This window comes from Streptomyces sp. NRRL B-1140 (assembly GCF_001280065.1).
In the GTDB taxonomy this organism is placed as follows: domain Bacteria; phylum Actinomycetota; class Actinomycetes; order Streptomycetales; family Streptomycetaceae; genus Streptomyces.
This window is the reverse complement of record NZ_LGEA01000036.1, coordinates 193195-210227: the sequence shown is the minus strand read 5'-3', so window position 1 is coordinate 210227 and position 17033 is coordinate 193195. Positions and strand designations below refer to the sequence as shown.

14 protein-coding genes and 2 pseudogenes are annotated in these 17033 nt (G+C 71.1%); 6 read left to right on the top strand and 10 right to left on the bottom strand.

From position 1 onward, the window contains the following. The first annotated feature begins 57 nt into the window (after positions 1–57). Entirely contained in the window at positions 58–1407 is a 1350-nt protein-coding gene (locus ADK65_RS06270) for a hypothetical protein (protein WP_053668790.1), read from the top strand. A gap of 91 nt (positions 1408–1498) precedes the next feature. Here ADK65_RS06270 and ADK65_RS06265 read toward each other — a convergent pair. Then, positions 1499–1747: pseudogene (locus ADK65_RS06265) on the bottom strand (Cmx/CmrA family chloramphenicol efflux MFS transporter); the annotation flags it as partial. Between the two features lie 109 nt (positions 1748–1856). On the opposite strand from ADK65_RS06265, the gene ADK65_RS06260 reads away from it, so the two are divergent. Continuing rightward, positions 1857–2435, top strand: coding sequence for a YdeI/OmpD-associated family protein (locus tag ADK65_RS06260; protein WP_053668788.1), 579 nt, complete (start codon positions 1857–1859; stop codon positions 2433–2435). Positions 2436–2493: 58 nt separating this feature from the next. On the opposite strand, the gene ADK65_RS06255 is transcribed toward ADK65_RS06260, so the two are convergent. Next, positions 2494–3279: a S1 family peptidase gene (locus tag ADK65_RS06255; protein WP_053668787.1), complete on the bottom strand. Its 786-nt coding sequence runs from the start codon at positions 3277–3279 to the stop codon at positions 2494–2496. Positions 3280–3497: 218 nt separating this feature from the next. Continuing rightward, entirely contained in the window at positions 3498–4100 is a 603-nt protein-coding gene (locus tag ADK65_RS06250; RefSeq protein ID WP_053668786.1) for a YceI family protein, read from the bottom strand. Between the two features lie 361 nt (positions 4101–4461). On the opposite strand from ADK65_RS06250, the gene ADK65_RS06245 reads away from it, so the two are divergent. The 4 genes from ADK65_RS06245 (at position 4462) to ADK65_RS06230 (ending at position 10128) form a co-directional block, all read left to right on the top strand. Further along, entirely contained in the window at positions 4462–5319 is an 858-nt protein-coding gene (locus ADK65_RS06245; protein ID WP_053668785.1) for an SDR family NAD(P)-dependent oxidoreductase, read from the top strand. Positions 5320–5799: 480 nt separating this feature from the next. Then, the gene (locus ADK65_RS06240; RefSeq protein WP_053668892.1) at positions 5800–8160 is read left to right on the top strand and encodes a polysaccharide lyase 8 family protein; all 2361 of its coding nucleotides are present in this window, start codon (positions 5800–5802) and stop codon (positions 8158–8160) included. 154 nt (positions 8161–8314) lie between these two features. Next, positions 8315–9898, top strand: coding sequence for an acyl-CoA carboxylase subunit beta (locus ADK65_RS06235; RefSeq protein ID WP_053668784.1), 1584 nt, complete (start codon positions 8315–8317; stop codon positions 9896–9898). A 35-nt stretch (positions 9899–9933) separates the two neighbouring features. Further along, complete coding sequence (locus ADK65_RS06230; protein WP_053668783.1) at positions 9934–10128, top strand: acyl-CoA carboxylase subunit epsilon; 195 nt, start codon at positions 9934–9936, stop codon at positions 10126–10128. Positions 10129–10311: 183 nt separating this feature from the next. On the opposite strand, the pseudogene ADK65_RS06225 reads toward ADK65_RS06230, so the two are convergent. From ADK65_RS06225 to ADK65_RS06195, 7 genes and pseudogenes are all read right to left on the bottom strand, one after another. Continuing rightward, positions 10312–10843: pseudogene (locus ADK65_RS06225) on the bottom strand (GTP-binding protein). Then, on the bottom strand, positions 10824–11402 hold the full coding sequence (locus ADK65_RS06220; protein WP_029181511.1) for a DUF742 domain-containing protein: 579 nt from the start codon (positions 11400–11402) through the stop codon (positions 10824–10826). Before ADK65_RS06220 ends, ADK65_RS06225 begins: the two are co-directional and overlap by 20 nt. A gap of 94 nt (positions 11403–11496) precedes the next feature. Beyond that, a complete protein-coding gene (locus tag ADK65_RS06215) occupies positions 11497–11910 on the bottom strand; it encodes a roadblock/LC7 domain-containing protein (protein WP_003993185.1) in 414 nt (137 codons plus the stop codon). Between the two features lie 10 nt (positions 11911–11920). Next, positions 11921–15229: a nitrate- and nitrite sensing domain-containing protein gene (locus ADK65_RS06210; RefSeq protein WP_053668782.1), complete on the bottom strand. Its 3309-nt coding sequence runs from the start codon at positions 15227–15229 to the stop codon at positions 11921–11923. A gap of 374 nt (positions 15230–15603) precedes the next feature. Then, complete coding sequence (locus ADK65_RS06205; RefSeq protein WP_053668781.1) at positions 15604–16128, bottom strand: GTP-binding protein; 525 nt, start codon at positions 16126–16128, stop codon at positions 15604–15606. Further along, positions 16109–16504, bottom strand: coding sequence for a DUF742 domain-containing protein (locus ADK65_RS06200; RefSeq protein WP_053668780.1), 396 nt, complete (start codon positions 16502–16504; stop codon positions 16109–16111). Before ADK65_RS06200 ends, ADK65_RS06205 begins: the two co-directional genes overlap by 20 nt. Positions 16505–16614: 110 nt before the next feature. Then, the gene (locus ADK65_RS06195; protein WP_030851929.1) at positions 16615–17028 is read right to left on the bottom strand and encodes a roadblock/LC7 domain-containing protein; all 414 of its coding nucleotides are present in this window, start codon (positions 17026–17028) and stop codon (positions 16615–16617) included. Positions 17029–17033: the final 5 nt, after the last annotated feature.

The window sequence follows — 17033 nt, the reverse complement described above, 5'->3', positions numbered from 1 at the left end:
TAGATGCCCCTCTCGACGGATAACCCTTTCTGTACCGTTTCGGGTACTTTCGAACATATGAGGGCCGCACTGGTGCGTACCGTCGTACGTCTGCTGATCGTGCCGTTCGCCGCCGTACTGGCGGTGCTGCTGGCCGGTGCGCCGGGCGCGCACGCGGCCACCGACGTCTCCCAGGTCGCCCGGGAACTGCGCGAGAATCCCGTCTACGTCGATCCGGCCGCCTCCGGGCAGCTCGCGGAATCGGACGCCGAGGCGCTCGCCGACAAGATCAAGGACGCGGACAAGCCCGTCCTCGTGGCGGTCCTCCCGGCCGGCTACCCCACACAGGACCTCTTCCGGAACCTGCGGACCCAGACCGGCATCACCGGCCTGTACGGCATCCACCTCGGCGACCGGTTCGACGCCCGCGCCGACAGCTCCGTGATGAGCAGGCAGGCGGTGTCCAACCTGGTCGCGGCGGCGCAGGACGGGGGTGACACCAAGGCCCAGCTGAACGACTTCGTCGACGACGCCCTGCGCAACGTGGGCGGTTCGGCGCCGAGCAGCTGGAGCGACGGCTCGGGCACGGACGTGCCGGTCGGCGGCCTGATCACCATCGGAGCCCTGGTCGCGGCAGGCGGCGCGGGCGCCTACGCCGTGGTCCGCCGCAACCGGCGCCGCCACGAGGAGGAGCAGCGGGCCGCGCTGGAGAAGCTGCGGGTGGTCGTCGACGAGGACATCACCGCGTTCGGCGAGGAACTCGACCGGCTCGACTTCCACCCCGGGGAGCCGGGCGCCGACGACGCCATGCGCACCGACTACGAGCGTGCCCTGGACTCCTACGAGCAGGCCAAGTCCCTCATGGCGGCCGCGACGAAACCGGAGGACGTCCGGGCCGTCACCCAGGCCGTGGAGGACGGCCGGTTCTCCCTGGCCCGGCTCGCGGCCCGCCGCGAAGGCGGGGCCCTGCCGGAGCGCCGTCCCCCGTGCTTCTTCGACCCGCGCCACGGCCCCTCCGTCGCCGACGCCACCTGGACGCCACCGGCGGGCACCGCCCGCGAGGTCCCCGTCTGCGCTGCCGACGACAGGCGCCTGGCCGAGGGCCGCGACCCGGAGATCCGCGAGGTCGACACCGACCACGGCCGCCGCCCCTACTGGGAGGCCGGACCGGCGTACGGCCCCTGGGCGGGCGGCTACTTCGGCGGCGGCCTCCTGCCCGGCCTCCTCGTCGGCACCATGCTCGGCAGCATGATGGCCGGCCCCGCCTACGCGGCCGACTACGGCTCCGGCTACGGCGACTTCGGCGGCTACGGCGGTGGCGACGTCTCCGGCGCGGACTTCGACCCCGGCGACTTCGGGGGCGGCTTCGGAGGGGGGTTCGGAGGCGGGGACTTCGGAGGGGGCGGGGACTTCGGGGGCGGGTTCTGACCAGGGCCTGATCTGCGCGGCAGGTGGAGCGCCCGGCCAGGGCTTGATCTGCGGGGCCGGTGGGCGGTGACGCCGGGGTCCGCCCGCGAGCTCAGCGTCGTAGCGGCGCCCCTTGTCCCGCGGCCCGCTCCCGCGCCCGCCCCGTCACTCCGGCGACCGCGAACGCCAGCCCCACCAGAACCGCGCTGACCCACACCGGCGCCCGGTACCCGAAACCGGCGCCGATCACCGCGCCTCCTGCCCAAGGGCCCAGCGCCGCGCCCACGTTGAACGCCGCCGTCGCGAAACCACCGGCCAGGGTCGGCGCGCCCTGCGCCGCGTACAGCGCCCGGGCGATCAGCCGCCTCACCGCGTGCTTCCCCGACGCCATCACACTGGCGCGCGAAAAAAGCCGCGCACTGCCCGGGCAGCGGACAGAAGCTGTCCTGCTTCCGCCCTACCGTGGTGCCATGACCGGCTCCGAGGACATCGGCCCCCTGTCGTTCGAGGACGCGACCGATCTGGACTCCTGGCTCTCCGCCCGTCCGGCTCCGCATCCCGGCCTCTGGGTCAGGATCGCGAAGAAGGGCTCGGGCATTCCCTCCGTCAGTGCCGCGGACGTCAACGACCTGGCCCTGTGTCACGGGTGGATCACCGGGCAGCGCAAGGGACTGGACGAGGCGTACTACCTCCAGCGGATCACGCCGCGGCGTCCGGGCAGCCTCTGGTCACTCGTCAACGTCCGGCGGGTGGAGGAGCTGACCGCCGCCGGGCGGATGCGGCCCGGCGGGCTCGCGCAGGTGACGGCCGCGCGGGCGGACGGGCGGTGGGAGGCGGCGTACGCGTCGCAGCAGGAGGCCGAGGTTCCCGAGGACCTGGCGGCGGCGCTGGAAGAAAGCCCTCGGGCCGCGGCGGAGTTCGCGGCCCTCGGGCGGACGGACCGGTACCTGGCGATGCTCGGCGTGCTGCGGGCCAGGACGGCGCGGAGCCGGGCCGCACACGTGGCGGCGGCGGTGCGGAAACTGGAGTCGGCGGGCCCGGACGGCTGAAACCCCAGCAGACCGAGCGGGCCCGGCGCCCCTCGGTGCCGGGCCCCGAAGCCGCGTGTCAGAGGGTCGACGCCGCCGAGGCGATGGCGGAGGCGAAGGTCGAGACCTCCGTGTAGACACCGGGAGCCTTGGGCCGGGCGCAGCCCTCACCCCAGCTCACGATGCCGACCTGGATGAAGTTGCCGGCGTTGTCCTTGCGGAACATCGGGCCGCCGGAGTCGCCCTGGCAGGTGTCGACACCGCCCGCGTCGAATCCGGCGCAGATCTCCTCGTTGGCGACGAGGCCGCTGTAGAGGCCGCCGTAGGCCTTGCACGCGGCGTCGCTGACGAACGGCACGGTCGCTTTGAGGAGGTAGCGCTGCTGGGAGCCGCCCTCGCGGTTCGCGCCCCAGCCGGCGACGGTGAAGTCACCGGTGTTGTACTGCGTCGTGGTGGCGATCTTCAGCGTCGGCAGATTGATGGGCTGGGCGAGCTTGATGAGCGCCCAGTCCTTGCCGGTGCCGTTGTAGCCGGGAGCACGCAGCACCTTGGTGGAGCGGACCTGGATCCGGCCCGTGGTGGACTGCAGGTCGACGACCCCCGCGGTGGCGGTGATGCCGGTGTTGTTGCCGGAGCTGCCGACGCAGTGCGCGGCCGTGAGCACGATCTGCTGGGTGTAGAGCGCGCCGCCGCAGCCCATGGAGAGCCGGACCATGAACGGGAATTCGCCCTGTGCGGCCCGGGTCCCGCCGACGACGGGCGACGGGGCGGCCTGTGCGGCGGAGACGGGCTGGAGACTGGCGATCGCGAGCGCGGCGGCGCCGAGGACCGCGCATCTCTTGAGGGCTGTGAGAAGTCTCTTCAACGTGATGCCTTCCGTGGGGGGTTGACTGGGGAGGTGCAACCGAAGCATCAGATTGACGAGCGCATGACAGCAGCAAGGGCAAAAAGAACGTCCATGTGCTGGCATGGACTGGTCAAAATATTGCTGCTGGATTATGGGAACGCCGACCGTCTTCGCACAAGGGGCGGGAACCGGCCAGACCGGCCCGGCGATGATTCACCGGGCCGGTCCCGCGGGACTCACGCGTTCCTGATGGCCGAGATGTCGAAGTTCAGCTTGATCTTGTCCGAGACCAGGACACCGCCGGTCTCCAGCGCGGCGTTCCACGTCAGGCCCCACTCGGAGCGCAGGATCTCCGCCTTGCCCTCGAAGCCGACACGCTCGTTGCCGAACGGGTCCTTCGCGGCGCCGTTGAACTCGAGGTCGATGGCGAGCGGGCGGGTGGTGCCGAGGATCGTCAGATCGCCGGTGACCCGGTAGTCGTCACCGCTCAGGGCCTCCACGCCGGTGGAGCGGAAGGTCATGGCCGGGAACTCGTCCGTCTTGAAGAAGTCCGCGCTCTTGAGGTGGCCGTCCCGGTCGGCGTTGCCGGTCTCGATGCTGTCCATCACGACGTCGAGGGAGGCCGTCGAGCGCGACGGATCGGTGCCGTCGAGGCGGAGCGTTCCGGTGAAGTCCTGGAAGCCGCCCTTGACGTTCGTGACCATGGCGTGCCGGGCGGTGAAGCCGATCGTCGAGTGCGCGGGGTCGATCGTGTAGTCGCCGGTCAGAGCGGCCAGCTCGGGGTTCACGGCGGTCGCGGCGGTGGCGGTGCGGGTGTCGGTGCGGCCGAAGATGCTCATGGTGTACGCCTCCTGTGCGTGATGTTGAATCTTTAACTACTCCAACGCGACCCACCGTAGACCTATTCCGTTCAATGTTCAACATCTTCGGGAGGGGGCGTTCCCGGCGGGCCTTGCCGCGCTGTCCCGTTCCACCGCTTGGCGCAATCCCACGGTCCGCGAGGGTGAGTCGCCGCGCGTGGTGCACGACGGCCCGGCTTCGGGCGGCCCGGGGGCCGAGGGCCCGTCGCAGCCGGAGCGCCTGGCCCCCCGGCCGGTGCCCGGTGCGGTGGCGGTGTCCCGCGAGACGGGGTTCCGTGTCAAGGGAGCACATGGAGACAGCCGAGACCACGGCGGACGCCCAGCGCAGGGAGAGCGACTCGTGACACTCACCGGCTCCGGCTCGGCCTTCGACCCCCCGGCGGATCCCGCTCCGCGACGCTCCACGGCCCCCGTCCCCGCCCGCGTGCACCAGTACGGGCCACCGCGACGGCTCGACCGGCCCGTGGCCCTGGTCACCGGCGCGTCCTCCGGCATCGGGGCGGCCACGGCCCGGCGTTTCGCGATGGACGGCTGGCACGTCCTGCTCAGCGGACGCGACCGGCACCGCCTGGAGCAGACGGCGTCCGGAACCTCGGCCGTCGTGCTGCCCGCCGACCTCGCCGCGCCGGAGGGGCCGCGTCTGCTGGCCCAGTCCGCGCTGCACGCCACCGGCCGGATCGACGTTCTGGTCGCCGGGGCGGGCATGGGCTGGGCGGGCCCCTTCGCCGCCATGCCGCACACCGACATCGACCGGGTCCTGACCCTCGACCTCAACGCCACGCTGCACCTCGTACGGGAGGTGCTGCCCGCCATGATCGCCGCCGGGCGGGGCCGCGTGGTGCTGCTCGGTTCGCTCGCGGGGTGCGTGGGCCTGCGCGAGGAGGCGGTCTACTCCGCCGCCAAGGCAGGGCTCGCCGCCTTCGCCGAGGCGCTGCGCCAGGAACTGCGCGGCACGGGCGTGGGCGTCACCTTCGTCGTGCCCGGAGCCGTGGACACGGCCTTCCACACCCGCCGCGGCAGGCCCCACGACGGCACCCGTACCGGTCTCCTCTCGCCTGGCTGCGTGGCCGGCACGATCCGGGAGGCCGTCCAGCAGAACCGCGACGAGGCCTACGTCCCCACCTGGCTGACCGTCCCGGGCCGCGTCCGCGGCCTCGCCCCGGGTCTCTACCGCCGCCTGCTGAACCGCTTCGGCTGACCGGCGAAGAACTCGTGTCGCGGTCGGGGCCGGCGTGCCTGGCCGTCTGACCGGCCTCGGGTCCGTGCCGTCGCCCGGTGAGCCGTTTCGGGACCGGCGCCCGGGCGCACGGCGCCGAGCTGCTCGGCGGACTCGTGGACGGAGGTTCTTCAGCCGCTTCCCGAGCGGCGTCGTCGGGCCCGTTCCGCGCCACTGCGACCGACGGGCTTCGGGTTCGCGCCGCCTGCCGAGTGGCTTCGGCTGACCCGCCCCGGGCTTGTGCGACCCCTGCCGAACCTCTGCTGAACCGCTTCGGCAGCCCCGTGCCGGGCTCGTACCGCCGCCCGCCGCCCGCCGCCCGCCCCCGCTGCCCCGGCCCGCCGAACCACCCGGCGCCCCCGCCCGCCGCACGGCTCACCGGCGTCGGGCCCTTCCTCCGTTCCGGTCACCCCGGCCGGATCCGTCGTTCAGGTGACCGGATCCCCGTGGTAGGGCATGAGCATGGCTCCCCAGCGTCGCGTCTTCACCCGCCGAGGGGCCGGGGCCACCGCCCTCCGGCCCGGCCGCCGCGCCCTGCTGCTGGCGGCCGCCGCCCTCGCGGCGGCCGCGGCGCCCGTGCGCAGAGGCGCCGACCTGCCCGGTGACCCGTACGACACCCTCCGCCGCCGCTGGCTCGGCATCTCCCTCGGCACCGGCTACGACCCGGCCGCCGAACCCTACGCGGCCCGGCTCGCTCAGACCGGCGCACTCGCCCGCGATCTGCACGCGAGCATGGCGCCGACGGCGCGTTCCCTCTGGACAGGCCACCCCTTCGACCCGCCGGCCGGCATCACCCTCGCCTACAGCCGCCTGTGGACCATGACGCAGGCCTACGTCCAGCAGGGCACCGGCTCGACCGCGGACCCCGGCCTGCTCGCCGGCATCCTGCGCGGCCTCGACCACCTCACCGCCACCGTCTACAACCCTTCCACCACCCGCTACGGCAACTGGTGGGAGTGGCAGATCGGCAGCCCCCGCCTGCTCACCGACATCACCGCCGCCCTGTACGACGAGCTGGGGGAGTCCCGCGTCGGCGCCGCCTGCGCCGCCGTCGACCACTTCGTCCCCGACGCCGCCCTCCGCGACTACAGCGGCACCTCCACCGGTGCCAACCGCGTCGACCTGTGCCGCTCCGTCGCCCTGCGCGGCGTCCTCGGCCGCGATCCCGCCAAAATCGCCCTCGCCCGGGACGCACTCTCCCCGGTCTTCCCCTATGTCACCCGGGGCGACGGCCTCCACGCCGACGGCTCCTTCGTCCAGCACACCTGGGTCGCCTACTCGGGCACGTACGGCCAGGTCATGCTCGACGGTCTCGGCCGGCTCCTCGCGCTGCTCGCGGGATCCGCATGGGAGGTCACCGACCCGAACCGGAGCATCGTCCTCGACAGCGTCGAGCGGGCCTACGTGCCGCTCCTCCACGACGGACTGGTCATGGACAGCGTCAACGGCCGGGCCATCAGCCGCGGTCTCCTCACCGCCGACGACCGCAAGATCCTGCGCAGCGACCACTACCACGGCCACCAGCTCATCGCCGCGATCGCCCTCCTCGCGGCCGGCGCGAGCCCGGCGGCACGGGACCGCTGGCACGCTCATGTCAAGGGCTGGATCGAACGGGACACCGTCAGCCCGATCCTGACGGCGCCCCAGTTCGGTGTCGCCGACCTGGCGCGGCTGCACGGCATCGCCGCCTCACCCGCCCCGGCCGCGCCCGAACCCGCCGGGCACCACCTCTTCGCCGCCATGGACCGTGCCGTCCACCGCGGGCCCGGCTTCACCGTGAACATCGCCATGGCCAGCGACCGCATCGCCTACTACGAGTGCGGCAACGGTGAGAACCCCCGCGGCTGGCACACCGGCGCGGGCATGGTCGCCTGGTGGTCCGGCACCAGCGACCAGTACACGGACTGGTTCTGGCCGACCGTCGACTGGTACCGGCTGCCCGGCACCACCGTCTCCACCAGACGGCTCGCCGACCGCGAAGGCGGCGAGTGGGGCACGGCCCGCCCGGACACCCGCTGGGTCGGCGGCACCACCGACGGCACGTACGCGGTCCTCGGCCAGCACCTCAAGGGCCTCGGCTCCACCCTTCGGGCCCGCAAGTCCTGGATCTGCGTGGAGGACGCGGTGATCTGCCTCGGCGCCGGGATCACCTGCTCCGACGGCGTCCCGGTCGAGACGATCGTCGACAACCGCAACCTCGGCGCGTCCGGCACCCAGCGCTTCGTCACAGGTCCGCACTGGGCCCACCTGGAGGACCACGGTGGCTGGCTCCTGCCCGGCCATGAGCCGAAGACGCTGCGCGAGGACCGCACCGGCGCCTGGTCCGACATCAACACCGGCGGCACGCGGGAGCGGCGCACCCGCCGCTGGCAGACCCTGTGGCTCGACCACGGCATCGACCCCGAGGACGCCACGTACGCCTATGTCCTCATGCCCGGCGCCTCCCGCCGGGCGGTCGCGCGCCGGGCCGCCGACCCCCACTGGATGTCGGTGCTCGCCAACGACCCCGGCCGCCAGGCCGTCACCGTGCCCTCGCTCGGCTGCACGGCCGCGAACTTCTGGGAGCCCGGCACCGCGGGCCCCCTCACCGCGTCCGCCGCCGCCAGCCTGCTGACCGTCGTCAGGGGCCGCACGGCTACCCTCTGCGTGAGCGAACCGCCCCGCACCGGCGAGCCGCTGGAGATCGCCTGGGACCGCCCGGTCCGACGGGTGAGCCGGGTGGACGAGACCGTCGAGGTGCTGTCAGCCGGCCCTGTGCTGCGTCTGCGTGTCACTCCGGGGACGGTATGCGCCACCCATGTGTGTGAGCTGACTCTCGCCTGACCGCTTTGTGCGACCCCTACAAGCGACACGCCCTCTGAGCAGTCAGAAAGGGTCAACCCCGTCAGAGTTCTGTTCAGGGGTACCAGGAAAACACGCCGGAGACTGTGAGGAGTCGACGGCCCGCATTCCACGGTTGACTTCGTAAGGTCACTACATGACCGTTTTGGATGAGGCGCCGGGTGAGCCGACCGACGCGCGCGGACGCGTGGCCGAACTGCACGAGATCCGTGCGCAGGCGGTGGCCGGACCGAGCGAGAAGGCGACCGCGGCGCAGCACGCCAAGGGCAAGCTGACCGCGCGGGAGCGCATCGAACTCCTCCTGGACCCGGAGTCCTTCCGGGAGGTCGAGCAGCTGCGCCGACACCGCGCCACGGGCTTCGGCCTGGAGGCCAAGAAGCCGTACAGCGACGGTGTGATCACCGGCTGGGGCACGGTGGAGGGCCGTACGGTCTTCGTCTACGCCCATGACTTCCGTATCTTCGGCGGCGCCCTGGGCGAGGCCCACGCCACGAAGATCCACAAGATCATGGACATGGCCATCGCGGCCGGTGCCCCGCTGGTGTCGCTCAACGACGGCGCGGGCGCGCGGATCCAGGAGGGCGTCTCGGCGCTCGCCGGCTACGGCGGCATCTTCCAGCGCAACACCAAGGCCTCGGGTGTGATCCCGCAGATCTCGGTGATGCTCGGCCCGTGCGCCGGCGGCGCGGCCTACAGCCCCGCCCTCACCGACTTCGTCTTCATGGTCCGCGAGACCTCGCAGATGTTCATCACCGGTCCTGACGTCGTCAAGGCGGTCACCGGCGAGGAGATCACACAGAACGGCCTGGGCGGCGCCGACGTCCACGCCGAGACCTCCGGTGTCTGCCACTTCGCCTACGACGACGAAGAGACCTGCATCGCCGAGGTCCGTTACCTCCTCTCCCTGCTCCCGCAGAACAACCGCGAGAACCCGCCCCGCTCGGAGTCCTCGGACGCGCCCGACCGCCGCTCGGACGTCCTGCTGGACCTGGTCCCCGCGGACGGCAACCGGCCGTACGACATGGCCAAGGTCATCGAGGAGATCGTCGACGACGGCGAGTACCTCGAGGTCCACGAGCGCTGGGCCCGCAACATCATCTGCGCGCTGGGCCGGATGGACGGCCAGGTCGTCGGCATCGTGGCGAACCAGCCCCAGGCCCTGGCGGGCGTACTGGACATCGAGGCCTCCGAGAAGGCGGCCCGCTTCGTTCAGATGTGCGACGCGTTCAACATCCCGATCATCACTCTTCTGGACGTACCCGGCTTCCTGCCCGGCGTCGACCAGGAGCACGGTGGAATCATCCGCCACGGCGCGAAGCTGCTGTACGCCTACTGCAACGCGACCGTGCCCCGGATCTCGCTGATCCTGCGCAAGGCCTACGGAGGTGCGTACATCGTCATGGACAGCCAGTCCATCGGTGCCGACCTCACCTACGCCTGGCCGACCAACGAGATCGCCGTCATGGGCGCCGAGGGTGCCGCCAACGTCATCTTCCGCCGCCAGATCGCCGAGGCCGAGGACCCCGAGGCCATGCGGGCCCGCATGGTCAAGGAGTACAAGTCCGAGCTGATGCACCCGTACTACGCGGCCGAACGCGGCCTGGTCGACGACGTCATCGACCCCGCCGAGACCCGCGAGGTGCTGATCAAGTCCCTCGCCATGCTCCAGACCAAGCACGCGGACCTGCCGTCCCGTAAGCACGGCAACCCGCCGCAGTAACCCGGCGGACATCTTCCTCACGGAGACTGACACCCATGGAATCGCCTGACATCCGCGTCGAGAAGGGCCACGCCGAGCCCGAGGAAGTCGCCGCCATCACGGCCATCCTCCTGGCCCGCGCCGCCGCCCGTCCCACCGACCCGGCCCCGGCCCACCGAGGCCGCATCAAGGCCGGCTGGCGCCGCCTGGAACGCGAGCCGGGCTTCAGGGCCCCGCACAGCTGGCGCTGACCCACAGCTCGAAAAGAGGCCCCTCCACACGGAGGGGCCTCTTTTCCTTTTCTGGCGACGCCCAGGGGTGCATGCCTCAGGGGCGCGGGGAACTGCGCGACAAGCCCCCACCAACCCGCACCCGGCAACGCAACAGCCCCCGGCAGCCCAGAGGCCGCCAGGGGCTGTCCCACAGCAGGAGAATTAACGCAGTCGTGCCATCAGAGCGTGCTCGACCAGCGTGATCAACGCCGACTTCGCGTCCGCGCGGTGACGGGCGTCGGTCGTGATGATCGGGGTGTCAGGACCGATCTGGAGCGCCTCGCGCACCTCGTCCGGCGTGTACGGCTGCTGTCCGTCGAAGCCGTTCAGCGCGATGACGAAGGGCAGGCCGCTGTTCTCGAAGTAGTCGACGGCCGGGAAGCAGTCGGCGAGCCTCCGCGTGTCGACCAGCACGATCGCGCCGATGGCGCCGCGCACCAGGTCGTCCCACATGAACCAGAAGCGGTCCTGGCCCGGCGTACCGAAGAGGTACAGGATCAGGTCCTGGTCCAGGGTGATACGGCCGGTCGATGCCGGCCGAAGCGGACGTCATGACGGCCTCGGTGCGCAGCGGGTTGATCTCCGAGACGGCACCCACGAACGTGGTCTTGCCCACGCCGAAGCCGCCAGCCACCACGATCTTCGCGGACGTGGTGGAGCGGGAAGGCCCTCCGCTAGAGCTTGCGAAGTCCACTGAGCACCCTTTCGAGCAGTGTCACGTCTGGCTGGCCGCCGGCGTTCTCGTCGCCGCCGGGCTGATGGATGGCGACCAGTCCCGCCTCCGCCAAGTCGGCGACGAGGATCCTGGCCACGCCGAGAGGGATCGTGAGGAGCGCCGAGATCTCGGCGACCGACTTGATTTCCCGGCAGAGGTTGCAGATCCGCTGATGCTCGGGCAACTGGCCCTGCATCTGGTGCGGCTGCGCAGTGGTGTGCACCAGCGCCTCGATGGCGAGCTGGTAGCGGGGGCGGGTCCGGCCGCCGGTCATGGCGTACGGACGCACCAGGGGGTTGTTCGACGCCCCGGCGGGCGCCGGCTCGGGGGTGCGGCGCTGCGGCTGCACAGGCTGGATACGCGGGGCCGGCGGCTGGTCGTACGGCGAAGGGCCGGGGCCCTGCGGCGCGTACGGCTGCCGGTGGCTCGGTGCGGAGGGGAAGTTGTAACGGTTCGGGTTCTGACCACCGTCGCCCTGGCCCTGGGCAGGGCCGTACGACCAGTTGCCCGAAGACGAACCGCCTGGGGGTGTTGCCACTTTCTCCTCCTCCGACTGTGCCTGGCACCCATCGCTGTGGAGCCGCGTCCCGAAACCTTACGGCCCCGGGACGCCAAAACGCACCGTCCGTCTACTAGTTGAGCAGGCTCCCCTGGAGCTCTGCACGAAGGTCCGGTGTCAGGACCGTACCGGCTCGGTCCACCAGCAGCGCCATCTCGTACCCGATGAGGCCGATGTCCGCCTCCGGGTGAGCGAGCACGGCCAGCGACGAGCCGTCGGATACGGACATGATGAAGAGGAATCCCCGCTCCATCTCCACAACCGTCTGGTTCACCGCGCCTCCCTCGAAGATCCGGGAGGCGCCTGCCGTCAGAGACGTCAGACCGGAGGCGACGGCCGCGAGCTGGTCGGCGCGGTCGCGGGGGAAGCCTTCGGACATCGCCAGAAGGAGTCCGTCGGCGGAGACCACCACCGTGTGGGACACCCCCGGGGTGTTGTCCACGAAGTTGGTGATCAACCAGTTCAGGTTCTGTGCCGCCTGGCTCATCGGGCTCACACTAACGCTCCTGGTTGTAGGTGCTGTCAGGACCGAAGCCCTGGCCGTTCGTTTCACTGCCTGCGCTGCGTCCGCGCTGGACGCCTCGACGCAGGTTGCTCAGCCTGCCCCGGACGTCCTCCGGGGCGCGGGAGACCTGTGGGCCTCCCTGGTGGGTGCTTTCGGCGGCACCCTCGATCAGGTTGGCCTTGGGTACCCGCCTCGGCAGGCCGGAGGAGGTGACCCCGCCCGCCTTGGGCTTCCGGAGCTGCGAGGCCTGCTGCCACCGCTCGTCGTTGGCCGAGCGCCAGTCGTCGCCGTTGCTCTCCGGAGCGGAGGCCGGCGGCTCCTGGCTCACGTGCCGTGCGCCACCCGTACCGTTCGCGCCGCTCGCGGCGGGTCCACGGCGGGGAAGCCCGGCGTCGGTCATCGTGTGAGCGGCGGAGGGGCTCGATCCCGGACGGTCGAAGCCTACGCGGTCCTGCTCACTTGCGTCAGCGGCCTGCGCAGATTCCGTTTCCTGGGCCTGAGAAGGGTACTGGTTCGGGTAGCCGTTCCGGTAACCGTCCTGCTGGGGCCAGTCGTCCTGGTGACGCCGCTGCTCGAACGCGGCGAAACCGCCCGCGCCGCCCGCACCCTGCCCCGAGGGCTCCTCCTGCGCCGGCTCCGCATAGGAGGGCTCCGGGTAGCCGCCGTTCGGCGAGAAGGTGTCGTTCTGCGGCGCGCTGCCGTTCGGCGCGTAGTACTGCTCGTCGTAGGCAGAGCGCTGCGGCTCCTCGTACGCCGTGTGCCGCTGCTCGTCGTACGACTGCTGCTGCTGCTCGTACGGCGCCTGGCGGTCGTACGCGGACGGCTGCTGCTCCGGGTAGCCGCTCTGGCCGGCGTCGTAGGCCTGCGGGGCCTCGTAGCCCTGCTGCTGTCCGTTGTACTCGTCGCGGTAGCCGGTCGCCTGGCCGGACTCCTGGCTGCTCTGGCCGGGGAGCGCGGGCTGCTCGTGCGACTGGGACTCCAGGGCCGCCCGGCGCTCCTCGCGCATCAGGGAGCGGCCTACGGGGTCCAGCTCCCGTATGTCGTCGGGGACGTCGGAGTAGCGGCTGTCGTCGAAGCCGAGTTCCGCGGCCGTGCGCATGGGCTGCTGGTTGAAGTTCTCGCCGCCGCCACCGAAGTTCTGCTCCGGGATGATCTGCGAGACGGTGAACTCGTCGCGGTCCACGTGCTGCTCGCCGCCACCACCGTGGGTGATCGCGTCCGGCAGCATGACCAGCGAGGTCGTGCCGGCCTGCTCGCCCGAGGGGCGCAGCTGGACGCGGATGCCGTGCCGGTCGGAGAGCCGGCCGACCACGAACAGACCCATGCGCTGCGAGATCGCGGCGTCGACGGTCGGCGGGTTGGCCAGCTTGTGGTTGATGTCCGCGAAGTCCTCGGCGGTCAGGCCGATGCCCTTGTCGTGGATCTCGATCATGACGCGGCCGTCGGGAAGACGGGTCGCGGTCACGCGGACCTTGGTCTGCGGGGAGGAGAACGTGGTGGCGTTCTCCAGCAGCTCGGCGAGCAGGTGCACGAGGTCGGTCACGGCGCGGCCGTGGATCTCGGCCTCGGGGACGCCGGAGAGCTCGATGCGCTCGTACTGCTCCACCTCGGAGGAGGCGGCGCGCAGGACGTCGACCAGCGGGACCGGCTGGTCCCAGCGGCGGCCGGGCTCCTCGCCGGCGAGGACCAGGAGGTTCTCGCCGTTGCGGCGCATACGGGTCGCGAGGTGGTCCAGGCGGAAGAGGTTCTCCAGCTGGTCCGGGTCGGCCTCGTTGTTCTCCAGGTCGGTGATCAGGGTCAGCTGGCCCTCGATCAGCGACTGGTTGCGGCGCGAGAGGTTGGTGAAGATCGCGTTGATGTTGCCCCGGAGCAGGGCCTGCTCGGCGGCGAGCCGGACGGCCTCGCGGTGGACCTGGTCGAAGGCCCGGGCGACCTCGCCGATCTCGTCCGTCGTGGCGATCGGGATGGGGGCGACGCGGGTGTCGACCCGGCCGGGGTCGGTGCGCGAAAGCTGGTCGACCAGCATCGGCAGACGCTGCTCGGCGATACCGAAGGCGGCGTTGCGCAGCTGTCGCATCGAGCGGCTCATCTGGCGGGCCACCGCACCGGCCAGGATGAAGGCCAGGAGCAGGGCGACCACGACGGCGGCACCGGTGATGTAGGCGTCACGCTGGGCGTCGCCGGCGATGTCGGAGGCCTCGCTCACCGCGCGGTCGGCGAGCTCGGTCTCGATCTTGTCGTACGCGTTGTACTTCAGCGTGGTGACGGCCCACCAGTTCTGCGCGGTGATGCCCTGCTGGGCGAGGGCGGCGCGCTCGCTGGGGTCCGTGGAGGGCAGCGACGCGATCCTGGCCACCATCGTGGTGGGGCTGGCAGGCGGCGGCACGTAGTCCGGGTCCTTGGCCTTGGCCTCGGCGGCCATCCTCGCGCCGTCGGCCTTGATCTGCTTCTCGGCCGCCGTCAGCTTGGCGAAGTCCGCCTCGGTGCCGCCGCTCTCGTACTCCTGGATGGCGATGCGCTCCAGGTAGGCGTACGAGGACAGGGCGATGCGCTGGCTGGCCAGGTTGCCGCCGTCCGGACCGGGCTTGATCAGGATGTGCATGCCGATGGAGCGCTGGAGGGACAGCGCGCCCTTGGTCAGCGAGATCGCGTAGACGGTACGGCCGTAGCTGGTGATGTTGCCGGTCCCCAGGCCGAGTTCGTTGGCGAACTCCAGCAGCCTGTGCTCGACCTCGACGTAGCCCTCTTCGGTCTGCACGCCCTTGAGCTGGCTGGTGTAGGCGGCCGCACGCAGCTGCGCCAGCCTCGGTTCCGCCTCACGGAAGCGCTCCAGGCGCCGCTCGAGGCCCGGCCGGTCGGGCATGTTCTTGACGGCCTCGTCGAAGGCGTCCGCGGCCTTGTCGGTGTTCGCACGGGCCTTGACGACCGTCGGGTCCTTCGTGCCCTTGCCCTGCAGCAGGGGCGCGGCGGTCACGTCGCGCTCGGTGAGCAGTTCGTTGCCGTAGGCCAGGGCGGCGCGGACCAGGCGCGCGGTGTTCTCCGCGTCCTCGGCCTCCTGCCAGGTGTCGATCGAGCTCTTCACCTGGAAGCCGCCCATGACGAGGCCGACCACCACGGGTATGAGCAGGATCGCGTTCAGCCTGGTCGCCACACGCCAGTTGCGCGGGGAGAGACGGCCGCCGCTCTCGGCGGGCGCGGCCGTCGGTTCCGAACCGGGCACGGGGGCGGGCGCCGCTGTGCGCGGCGGCGGGGTGAAGTTGCCCCGGGCCGACGGCTCGGGACTGTTCTTGCTTCGCCTCACTCGACCAACAACCTCTCGGCGGTCGGCACCAACGTTGTGCCGCAGTGTTCAGAGCCCAAGACGCCAGCGACGGACGAGGGCGTCATTGACTATTGGGCAGTTCAGGCATTCCAGCACGACGACCTGCGCTCTTCCAAACAGTCCGAGGCGGGGAATCGATGGGATGTAAGCCCCAGATAAAACGGTCATAAAGAGCGAGCCCCGCCAAAAGGCGGGGCGATTGTGCGCGCAGCGAGACCGGATGTGCGCGACGCGTGGCCGTACCACCCGATTCCTCTGCCGAAACGTTATGAACACCGTGGCCGACCGTGTCAAAGGACACAGTCGGCTCCGGTGTATCTACGACAACTGCCGTACAGCGCTTCTGAATTGTGCTACCTCAGCCGTGCCATCAGGGCGTGCTCGACCAGCGTGATCAGGGCAGACTTCGCATCGGCCCGGTGTCGGGCGTCCGTCGTGATGATCGGGGTGTCCGGTCCGATCTGCAGTGCCTCACGGACCTCTTCGGGCTGGTAGGGCTGCTGGCCGTCGAAACCGTTCAGCGCGACGACGAAGGGCAGGCCGCTGTTCTCGAAGTAGTCGACGGCCGGGAAGCAGTCGGCCAGGCGCCGGGTGTCCACGAGCACCACCGCGCCGATGGCGCCGCGCACCAGGTCGTCCCACATGAACCAGAAGCGGTCCTGGCCCGGCGTACCGAACAGGTACAGGATCAGGTCCTGGTCCAGGGTGATACGGCCGTCGATGCCGGCCGAAGCGGACGTCATGACGGCCTCGGTGCGCAGCGGGTTGATCTCCGAGACGGCACCCACGAACGTGGTCTTGCCCACGCCGAAGCCACCGGCCACCACTATCTTCGCGGACGTGGTGGACCGTCCCGCGTCAGAGCTTGCGAAGTCCACTGAGCACCCTTTCGAGCAGTGTCACGTCCGGCGCGCCGGTGGCGTCGTCGCCGCCCGGCTGGTGGATCGCGACGAGACCGGCCTCGGCGAGGTCCGCGACCAGGATCCGGGCCACCCCCAGCGGCATGTTGAGCAGTGCGGACACCTCGGCCACCGACTTGACCTCACGGCACAGGTGGCAGATCCGCTGGTGCTCCGGGAGCAGTCCCATGAGCGCGGCGGGGTCCGCGGTCGTACTGATGAGTGCCTCGATCGCCAGCTGGTAGCGCGGCCGGGTCCGGCCGCCGGTCATGGCGTAAGGCCGGACCAGCGGCTGGTCGCCCTCGTCCTCGTACGGCTCCGCGTACGGATCATGAGAGGCGGGGGGCGGGGTCATGGGTCCTCCGGGCGGGACAGCAAGTCGGTCAGCAAGCCGTCTGACGGGGCCTGTGTGGGGTATGTGGCAGCCGGACGGTGATGTGGTGAGACGGGTGGTGCCGGGGCCGATCAGTGGAGCAGACTGCCTTGGAGCTCAGCCCTGAGGTCGGGGGTGAGGACCGCGCCCGCGCGGTCGACCAGGAGCGCCATCTCGTAGCCGACGAGGCCGATGTCGCACTCGGGGTGGGCCAGTACCGCGAGGGACGAGCCGTCCGAGACGGACATGAGGAAGAGGAATCCCCGCTCCATCTCCACGACCGTCTGCGCGACCTCGCCCCCCTCGAAGATCCGGGAAGCGCCTGCCGTCAGGGACGTCAGACCCGAGGCGACGGCCGCGAGCTGGTCCGCACGGTCGCGCGGGAAGCCCTCCGACATCGCCAGGAGGAGACCGTCGGCGGACACGACGACGGTGTGGGACACCCCGGGGGTGTTGTCCACGAAGTTGGTGATCAACCAGTTGAGATTCTGTGCCGCCTGGCTCATCGGAC